The following is a 20,075-nucleotide window of genomic DNA, read 5'->3' as shown; positions in this document are numbered from 1 at the left end:
AATTATGAGGTTAGATAAATTTTTAAAAGTATCACGTTTAATTAAGCGCCGTACATTAGCAAAAGAAGTCTCAGACAAGGGCCGTATTACCATTAATGGTATCGTTGCAAAAGCAAGCACAAATGTGAAAGTAGGAGATGAATTAGCGATCACATTTGGCACGAAGAAAATTACCGTTAAAATAGAGGCTCTTCAAGAAGCAGCTAAAAAAGAAGAAGCAGCTAATTTGTACTCAATTGTCAAAGAAGAGCGTATTTCATCTGAAGTATAACTGATGAAGGCTTGTTCTAAATCACCTTTCTTATTCATATGTTTTAAACAACAGATAACAAGAGCGAATGCTCTTAATGAATGAGGTGGGGATGAAGATATGAGCCAATTTTACGAAACAAGCAATTCAAACAAAGACCATACTCCAAATCATGATTTAGTGATGAAGGGTCGGCGTCTCTTAGATATCACGGGTGTGAAGCAGGTAGAGAGCTTTGACAATGAGGAATTTTTACTTGAAACAGTGATGGGTTTCTTGTCAGTTAGAGGGCAAAATCTGCAAATGAAAAATTTAGACGTTGATCAAGGAATTGTATCGATAAAAGGAAAAATCTTTGATATAGTTTACTTAGATGAGAACCAATCGGAGAAGGCTAAAGGATTCTTTAGTAAGTTGTTTCGATGAGTTTAAACATTCAGCTCTATACAATGCTTGCGATGGTATCGATGGGAAGCGGTTTAGGCGCTTCTCTCGATACTTATCGTTACTTTGTTAATCGCTCTAAATCACGCCCATGGTTTGTATTTGTGAATGACGTATTGTTTTGGATGGTGCAAGCTCTTCTCATTTTTTATGTGTTGTTTTTAGTGAATGAAGGAGAACTGCGTTTGTATGCGTTTCTTGCTTTGTTTTGCGGCTTCGCCGCGTATCAAAGCTTATTTCAATCACTGTATTTAAAAGTATTAACATTTACTGTCTCGAGCGTATTAAGTTTATATCGAGGTGTTTTAACGCTTAGTAATATTTTTTTGGTCAAGCCTATCCGCTTCTTTATTCATATTCTACTTGTAGTCGCTTTAGGGATCTACCGAGCTGTTCATAAGCTGCTCGTATTCTGTCTAAAGCTTATTTACGTACCGGCCAGGTGGGTTCTTTTCGTATTTTGGAGAATGTTGCCTAAACCTGTAAAACGATTTTTACATATGGGTTTTTGGTATATAGAAGGAATTTACAATCGGGCAAAGAATATGATAATGAGAGTCGTTGCATGGGTGAACACTTTAAAAAACAAGGGGGACGACTAATTCAATGAGTGCGGTACGAAAAAAAAAGGTCGCGAAGTTAAATACTGATTATAGCCATAAACAAGAGCAAATTAAACAAAATACAGATCGAAAGCGTATCGGTTTAATTAGGCGTTTGACTGTTTTCGGAGTGTTGGCCTTAATCATTGGTGGATTGATGGTATCAGCTTTAATTACGCAAACCTCAGCTATTGAGAACAAAAAAGCTGAGAAGGTGAAATTAGAACAGCAGCTGACAAAATTACAAAGCAAGCAAAAACAGTTAAAAGGTGAAATCGTCAAGTTAAATGACGATGATTATATTAAAAAGATTGCCCGCAGAGATTATTTTTTATCAGAAGACGGGGAAATTATCTTTAATGTAAAAAAAGACTAAACGTATGGTTCGTTGACAGTGTATTTTTGCTTTTTGTATAATATAATAAATTGATTTCTTTTATCATTTAAGGAGGAGCATTTTTTTTATGTCAATCGAAGTAGGCAGCAAGTTACAGGGAAAGGTAACAGGTATTACGAACTTTGGAGCTTTTGTTGAGTTACCAGGAGGTTCAACAGGCTTGGTTCATATCAGTGAAGTAGCTGATAATTACGTAAAGGACATTAACGACCATTTAAAAGTGGGCGATGAAGTTGAAGTCAAAGTAATTAACGTTGAGAAAGATGGTAAAATTGGTCTTTCAATTAAGAAAGCGGTAGACAAACCAGAACGTCCAGAAAGACCAGAGCGTCCTGCAAGAGCGCCACGCTCAGACCGTCCACGTGATTCACGCCCACAACGTAATAACAATCGTGGTGGCGGTAATGATTTCCGTACAAAAGAAACATTCGAACAAAAAATGAATCGTTTCTTAAAAGACAGTGAAGAACGTTTATCTTCCCTAAAGCGCCATACCGAATCAAAACGCGGTGGACGCGGTGCAAAACGCGGTTAACTTGCTGCTTATATCAAATAGATAGCGAGTTTTTGGAAAGTACCTTTTATCTAAAAGGTGCTTTTTTATATGTAAAAAAGAGTAGAAAAAAAGCATGTACTGTTGTACATGCTTTTTGATGACCCGTACGGGATTCGAACCCGTGTTACCGCCGTGAAAGGGCGGTGTCTTAACCGCTTGACCAACGGGCCGTTATTCGAGTAGCGGCGGAGGGGATCGAACCCCCGACCTCACGGGTATGAACCGTACGCTCTAGCCAGCTGAGCTACACCGCCATTATACGTTCTCTAAAAGACATTTATAATAATATAAAAAAGCAGAGTTATTGTCAATAATTTTTTTGTTATTTTTATAGACTTTTATTTGCTTTTAAAAAAGAATGATGAGCATAGGCCTTCTCCGTGGCGAACAGTATCTCTCATATTTTTTAAATCGCTATGTAAGATTGTACATCTTTTTGTATAGTTTTCAATATAATACTAGAAAATAGTCGAACGATTATAGGTATTTTGCTAGTCCGTTTGACAAAATTTCACCTTCCGCCGCGATATAATAACGAATAAGTATAATTAGCGGGTGGTGGGAGAATGCAAAAGACGGAAAGAGATTTTGCCAGTCCAACAACAGAGGCGGTATTTAACCGAACTAGATTAGAAATGTCCCGTGTATTTACAAAGGCGGGTATGAAAACGGAAAAGGTGTTATTTCAATGGGGATTGTTGCTGCTAGTCGTAGGTTTTTTATTAGGACGAGCGTTAATTTTAATGAAAATCATGCCATTTGCTTTGCCATTCTTTGCAGCCGTAATGGCTATAAAGAAAGAAAAAGCACCGTTAGCAAGTTTAGCCGTATTGGCAGGGGCATTTAGTGTTTCCATTCAAAATGGAGGTACCGTATTTGCTACACTATTTGTTTTCTTACTAATTCATCGATTTAGCGGCATATTGACAATGGATCCGTTAAAGAAGCTGCCGTTCACTGTATTTAGCGCAATGTTACTTACAAAACTAACTATTTTTTATGTGTTTACCAAGGAATTCACCATGTATGACTTTACATTTGTGGCAGTAGAAGCAGGGTTGAGCTTTATCTTAACAATGATTTTCTTACAAAGCGTGCCTTTAATTTCATACCGAAAGCGAAAACAATCATTAAAAACAGAAGAAGTGATTTCCCTTATTATTTTGTTGGCATCTGTTATGACCGGGACAATAGGGTGGATGATTTACGGCCTTTCGGCTGAACATATATTATCTCGTTACTTAGTATTAGTTTTTGCGTTTGTATCTGGCCCTACGATAGGAGCTACGGTAGGGGTCGTAACCGGTTTAATTTTAAGTTTCGCGAATGTTTCTAGTTTGTACGAAATGAGTTTACTCGCTTTTTCTGGCTTGCTTGGAGGACTTTTAAAAGACGGTAAAAAGCTAGGAGCAGCTCTGGGGTTGGTTGTTGGCTCATTGCTAATTGGCCTATATGCTCAGGCAGATCAAGGACTAACGACTAATTTGTATGAATCACTGACGGCCGTTGTCCTATTTTTATTAACCCCATCTTTTGTGTTGAAAAACTTAAGTAAACTAGTACCAGGGACATCTGAAAATATGCTTGAACAACAGCAGTACGTGCGTAAGATCCGAGATGTAACAGCGAATCGCGTAGAACAGTTCTCAAATGTTTTTCAAGCACTTTCCAAAAGCTTTACGCAAAATGGATTTTATGATGAAAAGCCAAGTGCGGATAAAGAAGTTGATTATTTCTTAAGCAGCGTTACCGAAAGGACGTGCCAATTTTGTTTTAAAAAAGAACAATGCTGGGCACAGCAGTTTGATACAACCTATGAATATATGAAGGAAATTATGCTTGAAGTTGATAATGGCACTCTTGAACAAAATCCAAGGCTAATCCGAGAGATGGACAAACATTGTGTGAAATCGAAAAAAGTCATCGATGTGATTGAGCATGAACTTACGTATTTTAAAGCCAACCAGCACTTAAAAGCCCAAATTCAAGAAAGTAGAAGGATTGTAGCAGAACAGCTTCACGGTGTCTCTGAAGTCATGGGGAATTTTGCAAAAGAAATTAAGCGAGAGCGCGAAAATTTAAACGTACAAGAAGAACAGATTTTAGAAGCTCTTCGCAACTTTGGGATGGAAATCAATCAAATTGAAATTTATAGCTTAGAACCTGGAAATGTAGATATTGAAATGTGGGTGCCATATTGTCACGGAAGAGGAGAATGCGAGAAAATTATTGCGCCAATGCTTACAGATATTTTAGGTGAAAGTATTGTAGTAAAGAACGAAGAATGTGCTAAATATCCTCAAGGCTATTGCCACGTTTCGTTTGGTTGTACAAAAGCATACGTTGTTGATACAGGCGTAGCACATGCTGCTAAAGGTGGAGGGTTTGTATCGGGTGACAGCTATTCCATGATTGAGCTAAATGCCGGTAAGTATGCACTAGCTATTAGTGATGGCATGGGAAATGGAGAGCGTGCCCACTATGAAAGCAGCGAAACGCTTCAGTTGTTAAAACAAATTTTACAAACAGGAATAGAAGAGACAATTGCAATTAAATCGATTAACTCTATTTTGTCGCTGCGTACAAACGATGAGATCTTTTCTACGTTAGATTTAGCGATGATTGATTTACAAGATGCCAATGTAAACTTCTTGAAAATCGGTTCTACGCCAAGCTTCATCAAACGCGGAGATAAGGTTATTAAAATACAGGCAAGCAATTTGCCAATGGGCATTATTGAAGAATTTGAAGTGGATGTTGTGAATGAACAAATGAAGGCGGAAGACTTATTAATTATGATGAGCGACGGCGTATTTGAAGGACCGAAACACGTTGAGAACTATGAAATGTGGATGAAGCGAAAAATTGGCGAGCTTCAAACAAACGATCCACAAGAAATTGCAGACTTAATTATGGAAGAAGTTATTCGAACAAAATCAGGTTTAATTGAAGATGATATGACGGTAGTTGTGGCAAAACTTCAGCACAATACTCCGAAATGGTCATCGATTCCTTCTTACGCTTATCGTAAAAAAGCACAATAGTTAGATAGAAGTATATTTTATCTCCTCCTCGTCTATCATGTTAATACTGATAATGAGGAGGGGATTTTTTTATGAAAAAAGGTACATTGAAACAGATGTTGGTAATTACGGACGGTGGTTCGAATACAGGTGAAGATCCGGTAGCAATGGCAGCACTAGCTAAAGAACAAGGGATTAGTGTAAACGTTATTGGTGTGATGGAAGAGGACACAATTGATGAGCAAAGCACGAATGAAATAGAAGGCATTGCCATGTCAGGCGGTGGCGTTAGCCAAATTGTTTACGTGAAACAGCTGTCTCAAACTGTTCAAATGGTTACAAGGCAGGCAATGACGCAAACACTTCAAGGTGTTGTAAATAAAGAACTTCAGCAAATTCTAGGTTCCTCTAATTCAAGATTAGAAGAGTTATCTCCTGAGAAGCGAGGAGAAATCATGGAAGTTGTTGATGAGCTTGGCGAAACGGTTGACTTAGAGATTCTTATTTTAGTTGACATGAGCGGAAGCATGAAAAATAAGCTTCCTACTGTAAAGGAGTCGCTGTTAGATTTATCGTTAAGCTTGAATGCTCGCATGGGGCATAATCAATTTTCAATCTTTTTATTTCCTGGGAAAAAGAAAGATGTAGAGAAGCTAATGGACTGGAATCCAAAATTAGAGTCGCTTTCAACGATTTTCCCAAAACTAACAGCAGGAGGTATTACGCCTACTGGACCGGCTATCAAAGAGGCTACTCATTATTTCACCAAAAAGCGCTCATTGAGAGGGTTGTTAAAAAATAATGAACAATACATTGAAGAATCAGGTATGTAACCTATCTCCGGGAACAGAAATTCAAGGGAAATGGCATCACGTCCATTATAAAATTCTTGAGAAATTAGGCGTGGGAGCAACTGGAGTTGTCTACTTGGTTCAATTAGTCAACGGAACGCTAGCGGCGTTAAAAATAAGCTTTTCCAACATGTCCGTTACAGCAGAAGTGAATGTATTAAAAAAGTTGTCTCAAGTCAAAGACAAAGTGCTAGGACCGTGCTTGCTGGATGTAGATGATTGGAGCTATGGTTCTCACGCTCTTTCTTTCTATGTAATGGAGTATGTGAAAGGGCAGCCTCTCCTTTCTTTTATCTCAACAAGAGGGACAGAATGGCTGCAAGTATTTGCAAGTCAGCTCTTAACAGACTTAGAAAACCTTCATGAAGAAGGGTGGGTATTTGGCGATTTAAAACCAGAAAACCTGGTCGTAACATCTAACCCTGTAAAAGTTCGATGGATTGACGTTGGGGGAACAACTCTGCAAGGGCGGTCAATAAAAGAATTTACCGACTTTTATGATCGAGCGCACTGGGGGCTTGGCTCCCGAAAAGCAGAACCGACCTATGATTTGTTTGCCGTATCCATGGTTTTGATTCACGCAGCTTATGGCAAGCGAATTAATAAAACAGACAAACCGGCTGAACAATTAAAACAATTTATATTAACAACAAAGCAGTTGGAACCTTTCGGAGACGTTTTGTATCAAGCGGTTACGGGAAAGTATAAGTCAGCTAAAGAAATGAAAACAGAGGTGTTATCGATCGAAAAAAGAAGAGGGGCAAAAAGTAAAGGAACAAAGCCTCAAAACGTTCGTCAACCGTCTGCCCCTCGTGTTAAAGTAAAGAAGAAGCGTTCTCACGTGTTAGAGACGCTACTACTTTGTACGTCTGTAATGTTGATTTATATTTTGTATCTATTTATTCAAGTGCTATAAAGTTTGGAGAAATTGTGAAACTTTCCTTATAGTCATTCGTATAAAGTAAATTAATGATACATTATTGCGTGTACATTATAAGGATGAGTCATTCCTATGGAAAAGCAAGTGAACAATTTTATGACAAAACATCAGTTATTATCCGCAGGCTCTACGGTGGTTGTAGGTATTTCTGGTGGTCCTGATTCTTTGGCACTGCTGCATTTCTTATGGAGTCTGAAAGAGCAAAAATCTCTCACGATTATTGCTGCGCATGTTGATCACATGTTCCGGGGCAAAGAGTCACAGCAAGATATGGAATATGTGCAGAACTACTGCAAACAATTGAATATTAAATGTGAGGCGAAGCAGATTGATGTTACTGCCTATCAGAAGGAAAGAAAGTTATCTTCTCAAGTAGCAGCCAGAGAATGCCGCTATACATTTTTTACTCATGTTATGAAGAAGCACAAAGCAAATATTCTTGCATTAGGACATCACGGAGATGATCAGATTGAAACGATGTTAATGCGAATGGTCCGAGGTAGTACGATGAGTGGATACGCAGGGATGCAGCCCAAGCGGCCATATGCGGATGGATTTATTATTAGGCCATTCCTAGCCGTAACGAAAGAAGAAATCAATCGCTATTGTAAGCTACATGGGCTTACCCCTCGGATTGATCCGAGTAATGAGAAAGACTCGTACACGAGAAATCGGTTTCGCCATTACGTTTTGCCATTTTTAAAGCAAGAAAACGCAGCTGTACATGAAAAGTTTCAACAATTTAGCGAGAACTTGCATGAAGATCAAGCATACTTAGAGGAATTAACGACCGATGTGATGAATAAAGTAATGAGAAAGAAATTGCAAAATGAAATTCTCATCGATAGAGATTGTTTTCTAAGGATACGCAAGCCTTTACAAAGGCGTGGTATTCAACTAATATTAAACTATCTCTATAAAGAAATTCCTCCAACCCTTTCCTCAGCGCATGTTGACACGTTAGTAGGATTTTGTCAAAGTGACAAACCGTCTGGGACGCTTGACTTTCCAAATGGTTTACGTATTATCCGATCTTACAACGACTGTCTTTTCACCTTTAATGAGGGGAACATCGAGCCATATGAATTTATTGTTCCGATTCCAGGGGTCGTCGAGCTTCCAAATGGTCACCAGCTTATTTGTGAAATACATAATAAAGTCGAAGATATAAAAGGAAACGATGTTTTTCTTTTAGATGAAGCTCACGATTTACAATCATTAAAGGTAAGGACACGAAAAAATGGCGATAAAATGCGAGTAAAGGGCATGAAGGGACATAAAAAAGTAAAGGATATTTTTATCGATGAAAAAATCCCTTTACACTTCAGAGATCATTGGCCGGTAGTGGAAGATAGCCAAGGAACTATTTTGTGGCTACCTGGTTTGAAAAAATCTGCTTATGAACTGCATACACATAAGTCCAGATATGTTATTTTATACTATAAGTAGCGAAAACTTCTAGGAGGCAAGTAAGGAATGAAGCAGGATATTCAAGAAATTTTGATTTCAGAAGAAGAAATACAACAGAAAGTAAAAGAATTGGGTAAGCTATTATCTGAGGAATACGCTGACCGTTTTCCTTTGGTAATCGGTGTATTAAAAGGTGCTATGCCTTTTATGTCTGATCTAATTAAGCGTGTTGATACATATTTAGAAATGGATTTTATGGATGTATCAAGTTATGGCAATGCGATGGTTTCTTCTGGTGAAGTAAAAATCCTAAAAGATTTAGATACATCAGTTGAAGGTCGAGACATTCTTATCTTAGAGGATATTATCGACAGCGGCTTAACGCTTAGCTATCTTGTAGAGTTATTCAAGTACCGTAAAGCTAAGTCAATTAAGATTGTCACACTCTTAGACAAACCAACAGGTCGTAAAGCATCTATTAAAGCAGATTACGTTGGATTTGAAGTGCCTGATGCATTCGTAGTAGGGTATGGATTAGATTATCAAGAAAAATATCGTAACCTGCCGTATATTGGGGTTCTTAAACCGCAAGTATACAGCAATTAATAAGCACATATCCAAGTGCAATTTATTGGATAGGATAAATGTTCTATGTTAGTATTGAATACAGTATTTGTTTATCGTGGGAGGAGGTAAGAAATGAATCGGATCTTCCGTAATACCATCTTTTATTTACTTATATTTTTAGTCATTATCGGCGTGGTAAGCTTCTTTAGTGGCTCTAATCAAAAAGCAGAACCAATGAGATACGATACATTTGTTCAACACTTAGACAAAGGTGATGTGAAATCACTCTCTATGAAGCCTGAAAGAGGCGTGTATGTTGTGCAAGGAAAGTTAGATTCTTATAAAAAGGATCAAACGTTCCAAACTTACATCGTAGATGGTGACAAAGCACTTGATCGTATTGACGCTGCTTCAGAAAATAATCAAGTAGAAGTTGATTTTAAACCTGCTGATGAAACAAGCGGCTGGGTAACGTTCTTTACGTCAATCATTCCGTTTGTTATTATTTTCATCCTATTCTTCTTCTTACTGAACCAAGCTCAGGGTGGTGGAAGCCGCGTTATGAACTTCGGTAAAAGTAAGGCTAAGCTTTACAGTGAAGAAAAGAAAAAGGTTAAATTTAAAGACGTAGCTGGTGCAGACGAAGAAAAGCAAGAACTTGTGGAAGTTGTTGAGTTCTTAAAAGATCCTCGTAAATTCGCAGAGCTAGGTGCAAGAATTCCGAAGGGCGTCTTACTTGTGGGACCTCCTGGTACTGGTAAAACATTATTAGCAAGAGCTGTTGCTGGTGAAGCAGGCGTTCCTTTCTTCTCTATCAGTGGTTCAGACTTTGTTGAAATGTTTGTTGGGGTCGGTGCTTCTCGTGTTCGTGATTTATTCGAAAATGCGAAGAAAAATGCTCCATGTATTATCTTTATTGATGAAATCGATGCTGTAGGTCGTCAACGTGGCGCAGGTCTTGGTGGCGGACACGATGAGCGTGAACAAACATTGAACCAATTGCTTGTTGAGATGGATGGTTTTGGTGCTAACGAAGGTATCATTATCATTGCAGCAACAAACCGTCCGGACATCTTAGATCCAGCGTTATTACGTCCAGGCCGCTTCGACCGTCAAATTACGGTAGATCGTCCAGATGTAAATGGCCGTGAAGCAGTACTTAAAGTACATGCTCGCAATAAGCCTTTAGATGAATCAGTAAACTTAAAAGCAATTGCTATGCGTACGCCAGGTTTCTCAGGTGCAGATTTAGAAAACTTGTTAAACGAAGCTGCCTTAGTAGCTGCTAGACAGGACAAAAAGAAAATTGAAATGGTCGATATTGACGAAGCAACAGACCGCGTAATTGCAGGTCCAGCTAAGAAAAGTCGAGTTATTTCTAAAAAAGAACGCAATATTGTTGCTTATCATGAAGCAGGACATACAATTATCGGTGTCGTATTAGACGAAGCTGATATGGTACATAAAGTAACCATTGTTCCACGTGGGCAAGCTGGTGGATATGCTGTTATGTTACCAAAAGAAGATCGCTACTTTATGACGAAGCCAGAGCTGCTGGATAAAATTGTTGGATTGCTTGGTGGTCGCGTAGCTGAGGAAATCATTTTCGGCGAAGTGAGTACAGGTGCTCACAATGACTTCCAGCGTGCAACAAGCATCGCTCGTAAAATGGTAACAGAATACGGTATGAGTGAAAAGTTAGGACCGATGCAATTCGGTCAATCACAACAAGGCCAAGTATTCTTAGGTCGTGATTTACACAGTGAACAAAACTACAGTGATGCGATTGCTCATGAAATTGATAATGAAATCCAACGTTTCATTAAAGAAAGCTATGAGCGTGCGAAGCAGATCTTAACGGAAAACCGTGACAAGTTAGAGCTTGTAGCTCAAACATTGTTAGAGGTAGAAACGTTAGATGCTGAGCAGATCAACCACTTGGTAGATCATGGAACTCTTCCAGACCGTTCTAGTCACGTAACAGACGAAGATGTTAAAGTAAACATCCAAACAAAGACAGACGATGAAGAGCCAAAAGCATAAGACAATAAAGATCAGTGGAGATATTCTCCACTGATTTTTTAATGGGCAAAAGTTAGGTTTGGTAAAAGATTTTCGTATATATGGTGGATAAGTAGGATATCCACTAGAGAATCGTGTCATTATATTCCTATTTTATCTAGAATATACACGTCTATTTACCAGTTATGGTATGATGGTTTCAGTGTGAATACTGAATTTATATAAAGTGGTGATTGAAATGATTTTTGTATTAGATGTTGGAAATACGAATACGGTATTAGGTGTATACGATGGAGATGAATTAAAGTACCATTGGCGTGTAGAAACAAGCCGTAATAAAACTGAAGATGAGTATGGCATGACAATCAAAGCCTTGCTTGAGCACGTTAGTTTATCTTTTAAAGATATTCATGGTATTATTATTTCCTCTGTTGTTCCTCCTATTATGTTTGCATTGGAGAGAATGTGTCAAAAGTATTTTCATTTAAAGCCGCTTGTTGTTGGTCCTGGAATTAAGACGGGTTTAAATATTAAATATGAAAATCCGCGTGAAGTGGGAGCAGACCGTATTGTAAATGCTGTTGCTGGAATTCAGCTATACGGAAGCCCTTTAATTATCGTTGATTTTGGTACCGCAACCACGTATTGCTATATTGATGAAAATAAGCAATATATGGGTGGTGCGATTGCCCCTGGTATTAATATTTCGACAGAAGCTCTTTATTCAAGAGCATCTAAGCTTCCGCGAATTGAAATTGCGCGACCAAATAGCATTGTGGGAAAAAATACAGTATCTGCGATGCAAGCAGGTATTTTATATGGATACGTTGGACAAGTAGAAGGAATTGTAGCAAGAATGAAAGAGCAAGCAACAGTAAATCCTAAAGTTATTGCTACTGGAGGACTCGCAACATTGATTGCTAAAGAGTCGGATATTATTGATATTGTGGATCCGTTTTTGACTTTAAAAGGATTGCAAATAATTTATACAAAAAATATGGAGTAAGAGGTGTATATTATGGGTGACTATTTAGTAAAAGCATTAGCTTACAATAGTCAAGTTCGCGCTTATGCAGTAAAAACAACGGATACAGTTGGAGAAGCGCAGCGCCGTCACTATACATGGCCTACAGCCTCTGCAGCATTGGGGCGTTCAATGACTGCGGGAGTCATGATGGGGGCTATGCTAAAGGGTGAGCAAAAGCTAACAATTAAAATTGAAGGCCGCGGCCCAATTGGCGTTATTTTAGTAGACAGCAATGCTAAAGGGGAAGTGCGTGGATATGTAACGAATCCACAAACGCACTTCGATTTAAATCAGCATGGGAAATTAGATGTAGCACGTGCTGTAGGTACAGATGGCACGCTAAGTGTCGTAAAAGATATCGGAATGCGTGATCAATTTAACGGACAAGTACCTATTGTATCGGGAGAATTAGGAGAGGATTTCACGTATTATTTTGTGACATCTGAACAAGTCCCATCTTCAGTAGGTGTAGGTGTACTTGTTAACCCTGATAACACGATCTTAGCTGCGGGCGGATTTATCATTCAGCTTCTGCCGGGAACAGATGATAAAACGATTACAGCTATTGAACAACGATTACAGACGATTGAACCAATTTCAAAACTGATTCAAAAAGGTCTTTCTCCTGAGGAAATCCTAGAAGAAGTTCTTGGAAAAGAAAATGTGAAGTTTCTGGAGACAATGCCTGTAGAGTTCAAATGTCAGTGCTCAGAAGAAAGAATTGCCAATGCTATTATCAGCTTAGGACAAGAAGAGATTCAATCGATGATTGAGGAAGACGGCCAAGCTGAAGCCCAGTGTCATTTCTGTAATGAGACCTATCATTTTGATAAAAAGCAGCTTGAAGAAATGAAACAACAAGCAATTTAAATGAAATAAAAGCTTCTTAAAAGGCGTCATTTTATAAATGAACGCCTTTTTTTATAGATATTAAGTTCTATTTCTGTATATATTGATCTAAAAATATAACAAAATTAGGTAAATGGAAAGACAAAATGATTGACAATTTAGAAAACATCTGATAAATTGTATACAAAATCAATAAAATTAGTTGGTATTAGGAGTGGTCATATGGTACGTATTGCAAATTCAATTACAGAGTTAATTGGTCAAACACCAATCGTAAAACTAAACCGTCTAGTTGAAGAAGATATGGCGGATGTATATTTAAAATTAGAATTTATGAACCCAGGAAGCAGCGTAAAAGATCGTATCGCATTAGCGATGATTGAAGATGCGGAAGCAAAAGGTGTGTTAAAACCTGGCGATACAATCATTGAACCAACAAGTGGTAACACAGGAATTGGCTTAGCAATGGTAGCTGCAGCAAAAGGATACCGTGCTATTTTAACAATGCCTGAAACGATGAGTATTGAGCGTCGTAATCTGCTTCGTGCTTACGGTGCAGAGTTAGTGTTAACACCAGGTCCAGAAGGAATGAAAGGGGCGGTTAATAAAGCAACTGAGCTTGCAAAAGAGCACGGCTATTTTATTCCTCAGCAGTTCCAAAACGAGGCGAACCCAGAAGTGCACCGTCAAACAACGGCTAAAGAAATTATCGAGCAGTTTGGCGATCAGCTAGATGGATTTGTGGCAGGTATCGGTACTGGCGGTACTATTACAGGTGCTGGTGAAGTGTTAAAAGAAAAGTATCCAAATATCAAAATTTATGCCGTAGAGCCAGCTGATTCTCCGATTTTAAGCGGTGGTCAACCAGGACCTCATAAAATTCAAGGAATTGGTGCAAACTTTGTTCCGGATACGCTTAACACGGAAGTATATGACGAAGTGGTTGCTGTTCAAAACGACCAAGCTTTTGAATACGCCCGTAAAGTAGCAAAAACAGAAGGTGTACTAGTAGGTATCTCTTCTGGGGCCGCGATTTATGCTGCGTTAAAAGCTGCAAAACAGCTTGGAAAAGGTAAAAAAGTGTTAGCGATTATTCCAAGTAACGGTGAGCGCTACTTAAGTACTCCATTGTTCCAATTCGAGGAACAAACACAAGCATAAAAATGATAAAAAAACAGCTTCTATATGAAGCTGTTTTTTTTCATCTGAGAATCATGTAAAATGAAAGCAGGTGATTTATTTTTAGGAGAGTGAACAAATGCAGCAAAGAATGACTTGGGGCGAATCTATTTCTATCTCTAAAAACCAATGGTTCAAAAAATATCAAGAGTTGTCAAAAGAGGAACCGAATCATATCCTGCTTGAAAGCGGCCGAGGCGGAAAGTTTCAAATGATGGGATTAAAACCTGTAGCCATTTTGCGAGGCGAACAAAACGAGCTTCATATCAAAACGGATGGCCAAGCTACTGTTCAAAAAGGTAATCCGCTTCATCTTATGCGTGACTGGATGAAGAAGTTTGAAGCAGAGGTGAATCCAGATCTTCCTCCTTTTCAAGGTGGAGCAATTGGCTTTATTAGCTATGATTATATCCGCTATGTAGAAACCATACCTGATCTTGCTGAAGATTCATTGAAAACGCCGGACGTTTATTTCCTTATTTTCGATGACGTATTTGTATACGATCAAGAAAAGGAAAAGCTCTGGATTATCGTTAATGACGAAGCAGATTGTAAAGAGCAGGCACATAAGCGTATTGATCAATACAAAAAGGACTGGATGAAGGCAAGTGCTGAAGGACTCTCATATGAGCGGATTCATCGTGTTGCCGAAAAGAGTGAGGTTTCGATGTCTGAAGCTGCTTTTTCAGATGCCACTACTCGCGTACATGAGTACATCGGGCAAGGCGATGTGTTTCAAGTGAATTTATCTGTTCGACAGTCTCAACAGCTTCAAACTCATCCTATGCATATCTACGAACAGGTACGAAAAATCAACCCATCTCCTTACATGTCTTATATGCAGACAGAAGAATTTCACATTGTGAGCTGTTCACCAGAACTATTAGTGAAAAAAGCCGGTGACGAAATCAGCACGAGACCGATTGCGGGAACGCGCTCTCGCGGTAAGGATGATCAAGAAGACCAACAGTTAGCGGATGAGCTTATTCATAACGAAAAAGAGCGTGCAGAGCATGTAATGCTTGTTGATTTGGAGCGTAATGATCTTGGTAGAGTAAGCGAATATGGTACCGTGCATGTTGACGAGTTTATGGTTATTGAAAAGTATTCACATGTGATGCATATTGTGTCTAATGTAAAAGGTAAGCTCGCACGCAATAAAGATTTTGTAGATATTGTAGATGCGGTTTTTCCTGGAGGAACGATTACTGGAGCACCTAAAGTTCGTACAATGGAAATCATTGAAGAACTTGAACCTGTAAGGCGGGGAATTTATACAGGATCGATTGGTTGGATTGGGTTTAATGGAGATATGGAATTAAATATTGCGATTCGCACTATGATTATTCAAGACGGCCAAGCTTATGTGCAGGCTGGTGCGGGTGTTGTGATTGATTCAAATCCGAAACACGAATACAAAGAATCACTGAAAAAAGCAATTGCACTATGGAAAGCAAAAGAGCAGAGCGAAAATGAGCTGAGTGAGGGTGAGTAAAGATGATATTAATGATTGATAATTATGATTCTTTTACGTTTAATTTAGTACAGTATTTAGGTGAGCTAGGGCATGAGCTTCTTGTAAAAAGAAATGATGAAATTACACTTTCTGAAATTGAAGTGCTAAATCCAGATTTCTTAATGATCTCCCCGGGACCATGCAGTCCTAACGAAGCGGGAATCAGTCTAGAAGCCATCGAATATTTTGCAGGTAAGATTCCAATATTCGGCGTATGCTTAGGGCATCAGTCGATTGGGCAAGCTTTTGGAGGGAATGTGATTCGTGCGGATAAATTAATGCACGGTAAAACATCTGAAATGCATCATGATGGCCGTACTATCTTTAAAGGTCTTGATAATCCGTTCACGGCAACGCGATATCATTCTTTGATTGTAGAAAAAAGTTCACTGCCGGATTGCTTTGAAATTTCAGCGTGGACAGCAGAAGATGAAATTATGGCGATTCGCCATAAATCATTACCTATTGAAGGAGTACAGTTCCATCCTGAATCTATTATGACTTCTTACGGTAAAGAAATGCTGAAGAATTTTATTGAAACTTACGAAAAAAAGCGAGTGTAATGATATGTATATATACGTAAATGGCGAAGTAAAGCCTGCGTCTGAAGCCACTATTTCTCCGTTTGATCACGGATATATGTATGGCCTAGGGCTGTTTGAAACGTTACGAGTTTATGAAGGTCATCCATTTTTAGTGGAAGATCATCTGGATCGACTGCGTAGCAGCTTACGTGAATTAAATATTGTATGGGACTATTCCACACACGACGTGTTAGGAATCATTAATAGTCTGTTAATGAAAAACAATGAGAGAAATGCGTATGTTCGATTAAATGTCTCAGCAGGAAATGGCGGAATTGGCTTGCAGGTGGAAGAATACGACAAGCCATCTACAATCGTATATATGAAATCAATGCCTCATCCATCGAGCCCCCTTGTAAAAGAGGGGCTTATTCTTGAGACGAAACGAAATACGCCTGAAGGAACCATGAGGTTGAAGTCTCATCATTATTTAAATAATGTACTAGCTAAACGAGAAGTCGGTTCAGACTTAAATAAAGAGGGTATCTTTTTAACAAAAGAAGGATTCTTAGCCGAAGGTATTGTGTCAAATTTATTTTTTGTAAAAGATGATTGTGTATATACACCGTCTCTTGAAACAGGTATCTTAAATGGAATTACGAGACAGTTTATCTTTACGCTTTTACAAAAGAAAAACATAGAGGTTGTAGAAGGTTTATTTACGGTGGAACAGCTCTTGGAGGGTGATGAAGCTTTCGTTACAAATTCCATTCAAGAAATTGTACCTCTTCGAAGTATAAAGAATAAGCAGTTTTCAGTAGGAGACGATGCGCTGACAGCTCAGTTGCAAAAAGAGTATCGCTCTTATACGATGTCGCTAATGAGTCGACACGAACTACATGTATAAAAGTGAAAGGAGAGGCTAAAGATGGATAAAATTTATGTGAATGATATGCGTTTCTATGGATATCATGGCGTATTTCCAGAAGAAAATAAATTGGGGCAGCGTTTTCACGTGGATTTAGCTGTAGAACTGGATTTAAAACAAGCTGGTACTACGGATAAGTTAGAATACTCAGTGAGCTATGCAGATTTATACCAAACATGCCAGGAAGTTGTAGAGAAGCGCACGTTCAAGTTAGTTGAAACGGTGGCCGAAACGATTGCATCTGAATTGCTTGCTAATTACGAACTCGTGCAGGCTTGTACAGTAAAGGTATATAAGCCAGATCCGCCAATTCCCGGTTATTATCAATCGGTAGCAATTGAAATTAAAAGGAGCCGTTGAATGATAACAGAAGCATATATTGCATTAGGATCAAATATTGAAAATCGAATGGAACATTTGAAGTCAGGAGTTACTGGCTTAATGAAACACTCTGAAGTTAAGGTAGTGGCTGTTTCATCTGTTTATGAAACGGCTCCGGTCGGGTATACGAATCAAGCAAGTTTTTTAAACATGGTAGTAAAAATACAAACAACGTATTCGTCAGAGCACCTTTTAGATTGTTTGCAAGCCATTGAACAAGCGGCAGGTCGAAAAAGAGAGATTGTATGGGGACCTAGAACTCTTGATTTAGATATCTTACTTTATAGTAATGAAATCATTCATACGGATAGACTGAGCGTCCCTCATCCCCGAATGTTTGAACGAGCATTTGTGATGGTTCCTCTAAAGGAACTAGCTCCATCTCTTATTCTCCCTGTAGCAGAAGAAAAAGTTGAAACCATCACAACACGTTTATCGGATTTAAAAGATGTAAAATTATTTCGAGAGCAAACAAGTGGTATACTAGATGTGTTCGAAAATAATAGTAATGATTTACATAAGTAAAAACGAATCTTATTAGTTGATTCATTTTTATATTGGCGTAAAGTAGAGTTCAGAGTAAAAAATTTGAGCTTTGAGTTCGCAGGTTGTTGGTTTATTCGGTAGCTTGTTAGAGAAATCAAAGAAAAAGAGAAGCGAAGCAAGAATAAAGCGATTTGACATAGAGAAACGACTGAACCTATAATAATTTTAAAGAAACGTAGTAGTTGCCAGTAAACATGCTGGCCTTTTTTCTGTTTCGGAAAACTTAATTATACGATGGAGATGAGTAAACGATGAGTCATGAAGAATTAAATGATCAATTTCTCGTTCGTCGCGAAAAAATGAGCAACCTACGAGATCAGGGTATTGATCCGTTTGGTCAACGTTTTGAACGTACACATACATCACAGCAATTAATTAGTGAGTATGACGAGTTAACAAAAGAACAGTTAGAAGAAAATGAAGTGCCTGTGTCACTAGCTGGTCGTATTATGACAAAGCGTGGAAAAGGAAAAGCTGGTTTCGCTCACGTTCAAGATTTAACAGGACAAATTCAGCTTTATGTACGTAAAGATGCAATTGGCGAAGAACAGTACGAAATCTTCAGCAGCGTAGATATCGGTGACTTGGTAGGGGTTGAAGGTGTTTTATTCAAAACAAAAGTTGGCGAACTTTCTATTAAAGTAAAAGATTTTACGTTACTAACAAAAGCGCTTCGTCCACTTCCGGATAAATATCATGGTTTAAAAGATATTGAACAGCGTTACCGTCAACGTTACTTAGATTTAATTACAAACCCAGAAAGTAAACAAACATTTATCTCAAGAAGCCGTATTATTCAATCGATGCGCCGTTACTTAGATAATCATGGATATTTAGAAGTTGAAACACCGATGATGCATTCAATCGCAGGTGGAGCAGCAGCTCGTCCGTTTGTGACACACCACAATGCGCTTGATATGGAACTTTATATGCGTATTGCGATTGAACTTCATTTAAAACGTTTAATCGTAGGTGGATTAGAAAAAGTATATGAAATTGGCCGTGTATTCCGTAATGAAGGTGTATCTACACGTCACAATCCTGAATTTACAATGATTGAATTGTACGAAGCGTATGCGGACTACAAAGATATCATGGCTTTAACAGAGAACTTAATTGCACATATTGCGCAAGAAGTACTTGGCACAACAAAGATTCAGTATGGCGATCAAGAGGTAGATTTAACTCCAGAGTGGACAAGACTTCATATGGTCGATGCTATTAAACAATATACGGGCGTAGACTTCTGGGGAGAAACATCTGTTGAAGAAGCTCGTGCTTTAGCGAAAGAACACGGGGTAGAAATCACTGAACATATGCAATATGGACATATTGTAAATGAATTCTTTGAACAAAAAGTAGAAGAGCAATTAATTCAACCAACGTTCATTTACGGACATCCTGTAGAGATCTCTCCACTTGCTAAGAAAAATGCGGAAGATCCACGTTTTACTGACCGTTTTGAGCTGTTTATCGTTGCACGTGAACACGCGAACGCATTTACAGAGCTAAATGATCCAATTGACCAACGCGAGCGCTTTGAAGCTCAGTTGAAAGAGAAAGAACAAGGAAACGATGAAGCGCATGAAATGGACGATGACTTCATTGAGGCATTAGAATATGGTATGCCACCTACAGGTGGTTTAGGAATCGGTATTGACCGCCTTGTTATGTTACTAACAAATGCACCGTCAATTCGTGATGTGCTATTATTCCCACATATGCGCCAACGCTAAAAAAGAGATGGCTACGGCCATCTTTTTTTAGTTGTTAATATTAGAAAATTTAAACTTTTAATTTACCCCTTGTTTTTATAATAATGATTTGGTATATTTATATCTGTTGCTAACGCAGATAAGCGAAAACAACAAAAATAAATAAAAAAGTTGTTGACATTACGTTGATAACTTGATAAGATAGTAAAGTCGCTTAAGAGCGGCGGTTGAACTTTGAAAACTGAACAAAGCGACAAACGTCAACGTTAATTTTTTATTTTTAAATGAGCAAGTCAAACATTTCTTCGGAGAGTTTGATCCTGGCTCAGGATGAACGCTGGCGGCGTG

At 38.5% G+C, this 20,075-nt stretch carries 20 protein-coding genes and 2 tRNA genes; 20 read left to right on the top strand and 2 right to left on the bottom strand.

The genetic code is table 11. The features are described from left to right. Positions 1–4: 4 nt before the first annotated feature. The 5 genes from SB717_RS29685 to SB717_RS29665 all read left to right on the top strand — a co-directional run bounded on the left by SB717_RS29685 (position 5) and on the right by SB717_RS29665 (position 2,228). Complete coding sequence (locus tag SB717_RS29685; protein ID WP_013054875.1) at positions 5–271, top strand: RNA-binding S4 domain-containing protein; 267 nt, start codon at positions 5–7, stop codon at positions 269–271. A gap of 99 nt (positions 272–370) precedes the next feature. Then, positions 371–676, top strand: coding sequence for a sporulation protein YabP (yabP, locus tag SB717_RS29680; RefSeq protein WP_013054876.1), 306 nt, complete (start codon positions 371–373; stop codon positions 674–676). Then, complete coding sequence (yabQ, locus tag SB717_RS29675) at positions 673–1,296, top strand: spore cortex biosynthesis protein YabQ (protein ID WP_410906181.1); 624 nt, start codon at positions 673–675, stop codon at positions 1,294–1,296. The genes yabP and yabQ overlap by 4 nt, the downstream gene beginning before the upstream one ends. A 4-nt stretch (positions 1,297–1,300) precedes the next feature. Then, a complete protein-coding gene (locus SB717_RS29670; RefSeq protein ID WP_013054878.1) occupies positions 1,301–1,672 on the top strand; it encodes an FtsB family cell division protein in 372 nt (123 codons plus the stop codon). An 88-nt stretch (positions 1,673–1,760) separates the two neighbouring features. Next, positions 1,761–2,228 (top strand): S1 domain-containing RNA-binding protein, encoded by a 468-nt coding sequence (locus tag SB717_RS29665; protein WP_013054879.1) that lies wholly within the window; start codon positions 1,761–1,763, stop codon positions 2,226–2,228. A 119-nt stretch (positions 2,229–2,347) separates the two neighbouring features. On the opposite strand, the gene SB717_RS29660 is transcribed toward SB717_RS29665, so the two are convergent. Both SB717_RS29660 and SB717_RS29655 read right to left on the bottom strand, forming a co-directional pair. Beyond that, positions 2,348–2,419: transfer RNA gene (locus SB717_RS29660), tRNA-Glu, on the bottom strand. Between the two features lie 10 nt (positions 2,420–2,429). Beyond that, a tRNA-Met gene (locus SB717_RS29655) sits at positions 2,430–2,503 on the bottom strand. Positions 2,504–2,815: 312 nt separating this feature from the next. Here SB717_RS29655 and spoIIE point away from each other — a divergent pair. From spoIIE to lysS, 15 genes are all read left to right on the top strand, one after another. Continuing rightward, positions 2,816–5,293, top strand: a complete 2,478-nt coding sequence (gene spoIIE, locus SB717_RS29650; protein ID WP_013054880.1) for a stage II sporulation protein E — start codon at positions 2,816–2,818, stop codon at positions 5,291–5,293. A gap of 71 nt (positions 5,294–5,364) precedes the next feature. Beyond that, the gene (locus tag SB717_RS29645) at positions 5,365–6,105 is read left to right on the top strand and encodes a VWA domain-containing protein (protein WP_074683567.1); all 741 of its coding nucleotides are present in this window, start codon (positions 5,365–5,367) and stop codon (positions 6,103–6,105) included. Then, positions 6,074–7,039 carry a protein kinase domain-containing protein gene (locus tag SB717_RS29640; RefSeq protein ID WP_074683565.1) on the top strand — a complete coding sequence of 322 codons (966 nt, stop codon included), beginning with the start codon at positions 6,074–6,076 and terminating at the stop codon, positions 7,037–7,039. The genes SB717_RS29645 and SB717_RS29640 overlap by 32 nt, the downstream gene beginning before the upstream one ends. A gap of 96 nt (positions 7,040–7,135) precedes the next feature. Next, entirely contained in the window at positions 7,136–8,512 is a 1,377-nt protein-coding gene (tilS, locus tag SB717_RS29635) for a tRNA lysidine(34) synthetase TilS (protein ID WP_074683564.1), read from the top strand. A gap of 27 nt (positions 8,513–8,539) precedes the next feature. Then, positions 8,540–9,079 carry a hypoxanthine phosphoribosyltransferase gene (hpt, locus tag SB717_RS29630; RefSeq protein WP_013054884.1) on the top strand — a complete coding sequence of 180 codons (540 nt, stop codon included), beginning with the start codon at positions 8,540–8,542 and terminating at the stop codon, positions 9,077–9,079. 93 nt (positions 9,080–9,172) lie between these two features. Then, entirely contained in the window at positions 9,173–11,083 is a 1,911-nt protein-coding gene (gene ftsH / locus SB717_RS29625; protein WP_013054885.1) for an ATP-dependent zinc metalloprotease FtsH, read from the top strand. A 217-nt stretch (positions 11,084–11,300) separates the two neighbouring features. Further along, the gene (locus SB717_RS29620) at positions 11,301–12,068 is read left to right on the top strand and encodes a type III pantothenate kinase (protein WP_013054886.1); all 768 of its coding nucleotides are present in this window, start codon (positions 11,301–11,303) and stop codon (positions 12,066–12,068) included. 12 nt (positions 12,069–12,080) lie between these two features. Next, a complete protein-coding gene (hslO, locus tag SB717_RS29615; protein WP_074683563.1) occupies positions 12,081–12,959 on the top strand; it encodes an Hsp33 family molecular chaperone HslO in 879 nt (292 codons plus the stop codon). A 201-nt stretch (positions 12,960–13,160) separates the two neighbouring features. Then, positions 13,161–14,099, top strand: coding sequence for a cysteine synthase A (gene cysK, locus SB717_RS29610; RefSeq protein WP_074683562.1), 939 nt, complete (start codon positions 13,161–13,163; stop codon positions 14,097–14,099). 97 nt (positions 14,100–14,196) lie between these two features. Beyond that, the gene (gene pabB / locus SB717_RS29605; RefSeq protein ID WP_410906177.1) at positions 14,197–15,612 is read left to right on the top strand and encodes an aminodeoxychorismate synthase component I; all 1,416 of its coding nucleotides are present in this window, start codon (positions 14,197–14,199) and stop codon (positions 15,610–15,612) included. Positions 15,613–15,614: 2 nt separating this feature from the next. Next, complete coding sequence (gene pabA, locus SB717_RS29600) at positions 15,615–16,196, top strand: aminodeoxychorismate/anthranilate synthase component II (protein WP_013054890.1); 582 nt, start codon at positions 15,615–15,617, stop codon at positions 16,194–16,196. A gap of 4 nt (positions 16,197–16,200) precedes the next feature. Beyond that, a complete protein-coding gene (gene pabC / locus SB717_RS29595) occupies positions 16,201–17,064 on the top strand; it encodes an aminodeoxychorismate lyase (RefSeq protein WP_074683610.1) in 864 nt (287 codons plus the stop codon). A gap of 21 nt (positions 17,065–17,085) precedes the next feature. Beyond that, complete coding sequence (gene folB, locus SB717_RS29590; protein ID WP_410906175.1) at positions 17,086–17,445, top strand: dihydroneopterin aldolase; 360 nt, start codon at positions 17,086–17,088, stop codon at positions 17,443–17,445. Continuing rightward, complete coding sequence (gene folK, locus SB717_RS29585) at positions 17,446–17,991, top strand: 2-amino-4-hydroxy-6-hydroxymethyldihydropteridine diphosphokinase (RefSeq protein WP_410906173.1); 546 nt, start codon at positions 17,446–17,448, stop codon at positions 17,989–17,991. A gap of 272 nt (positions 17,992–18,263) precedes the next feature. Continuing rightward, positions 18,264–19,748: a lysine--tRNA ligase gene (lysS, locus tag SB717_RS29580; protein ID WP_013054894.1), complete on the top strand. Its 1,485-nt coding sequence runs from the start codon at positions 18,264–18,266 to the stop codon at positions 19,746–19,748. Positions 19,749–20,075 lie beyond the last annotated feature (327 nt).

Source organism: Priestia sp. SIMBA_032 (assembly GCF_046535215.1).
Classification (GTDB): Bacteria; Bacillota; Bacilli; order Bacillales; family Bacillaceae_H; genus Priestia; species Priestia aryabhattai.
Note: the sequence above shows the minus strand (reverse complement) of the source record. Positions and strands in the feature narration are given on the sequence as shown.

What these genes read in the sequence shown, in the direction of transcription:
- SB717_RS29685 (WP_013054875.1), top strand. Translation starts at nt 5, where the DNA reads ATGAGGTTAGATAAATTTTTAAAAGTATCACGTTTAATTAAGCGCCGT.
- yabP (WP_013054876.1), top strand. Translation starts at nt 371, where the DNA reads ATGAGCCAATTTTACGAAACAAGCAATTCAAACAAAGACCATACTCCA.
- yabQ (WP_410906181.1), top strand. Translation starts at nt 673, where the DNA reads ATGAGTTTAAACATTCAGCTCTATACAATGCTTGCGATGGTATCGATG.
- SB717_RS29670 (WP_013054878.1), top strand. Translation starts at nt 1,301, where the DNA reads ATGAGTGCGGTACGAAAAAAAAAGGTCGCGAAGTTAAATACTGATTAT.
- SB717_RS29665 (WP_013054879.1), top strand. Translation starts at nt 1,761, where the DNA reads ATGTCAATCGAAGTAGGCAGCAAGTTACAGGGAAAGGTAACAGGTATT.
- spoIIE (WP_013054880.1), top strand. Translation starts at nt 2,816, where the DNA reads ATGCAAAAGACGGAAAGAGATTTTGCCAGTCCAACAACAGAGGCGGTA.
- SB717_RS29645 (WP_074683567.1), top strand. Translation starts at nt 5,365, where the DNA reads ATGAAAAAAGGTACATTGAAACAGATGTTGGTAATTACGGACGGTGGT.
- SB717_RS29640 (WP_074683565.1), top strand. Translation starts at nt 6,074, where the DNA reads ATGAACAATACATTGAAGAATCAGGTATGTAACCTATCTCCGGGAACA.
- tilS (WP_074683564.1), top strand. Translation starts at nt 7,136, where the DNA reads ATGGAAAAGCAAGTGAACAATTTTATGACAAAACATCAGTTATTATCC.
- hpt (WP_013054884.1), top strand. Translation starts at nt 8,540, where the DNA reads ATGAAGCAGGATATTCAAGAAATTTTGATTTCAGAAGAAGAAATACAA.
- ftsH (WP_013054885.1), top strand. Translation starts at nt 9,173, where the DNA reads ATGAATCGGATCTTCCGTAATACCATCTTTTATTTACTTATATTTTTA.
- SB717_RS29620 (WP_013054886.1), top strand. Translation starts at nt 11,301, where the DNA reads ATGATTTTTGTATTAGATGTTGGAAATACGAATACGGTATTAGGTGTA.
- hslO (WP_074683563.1), top strand. Translation starts at nt 12,081, where the DNA reads ATGGGTGACTATTTAGTAAAAGCATTAGCTTACAATAGTCAAGTTCGC.
- cysK (WP_074683562.1), top strand. Translation starts at nt 13,161, where the DNA reads ATGGTACGTATTGCAAATTCAATTACAGAGTTAATTGGTCAAACACCA.
- pabB (WP_410906177.1), top strand. Translation starts at nt 14,197, where the DNA reads ATGCAGCAAAGAATGACTTGGGGCGAATCTATTTCTATCTCTAAAAAC.
- pabA (WP_013054890.1), top strand. Translation starts at nt 15,615, where the DNA reads ATGATATTAATGATTGATAATTATGATTCTTTTACGTTTAATTTAGTA.
- pabC (WP_074683610.1), top strand. Translation starts at nt 16,201, where the DNA reads ATGTATATATACGTAAATGGCGAAGTAAAGCCTGCGTCTGAAGCCACT.
- folB (WP_410906175.1), top strand. Translation starts at nt 17,086, where the DNA reads ATGGATAAAATTTATGTGAATGATATGCGTTTCTATGGATATCATGGC.
- folK (WP_410906173.1), top strand. Translation starts at nt 17,446, where the DNA reads ATGATAACAGAAGCATATATTGCATTAGGATCAAATATTGAAAATCGA.
- lysS (WP_013054894.1), top strand. Translation starts at nt 18,264, where the DNA reads ATGAGTCATGAAGAATTAAATGATCAATTTCTCGTTCGTCGCGAAAAA.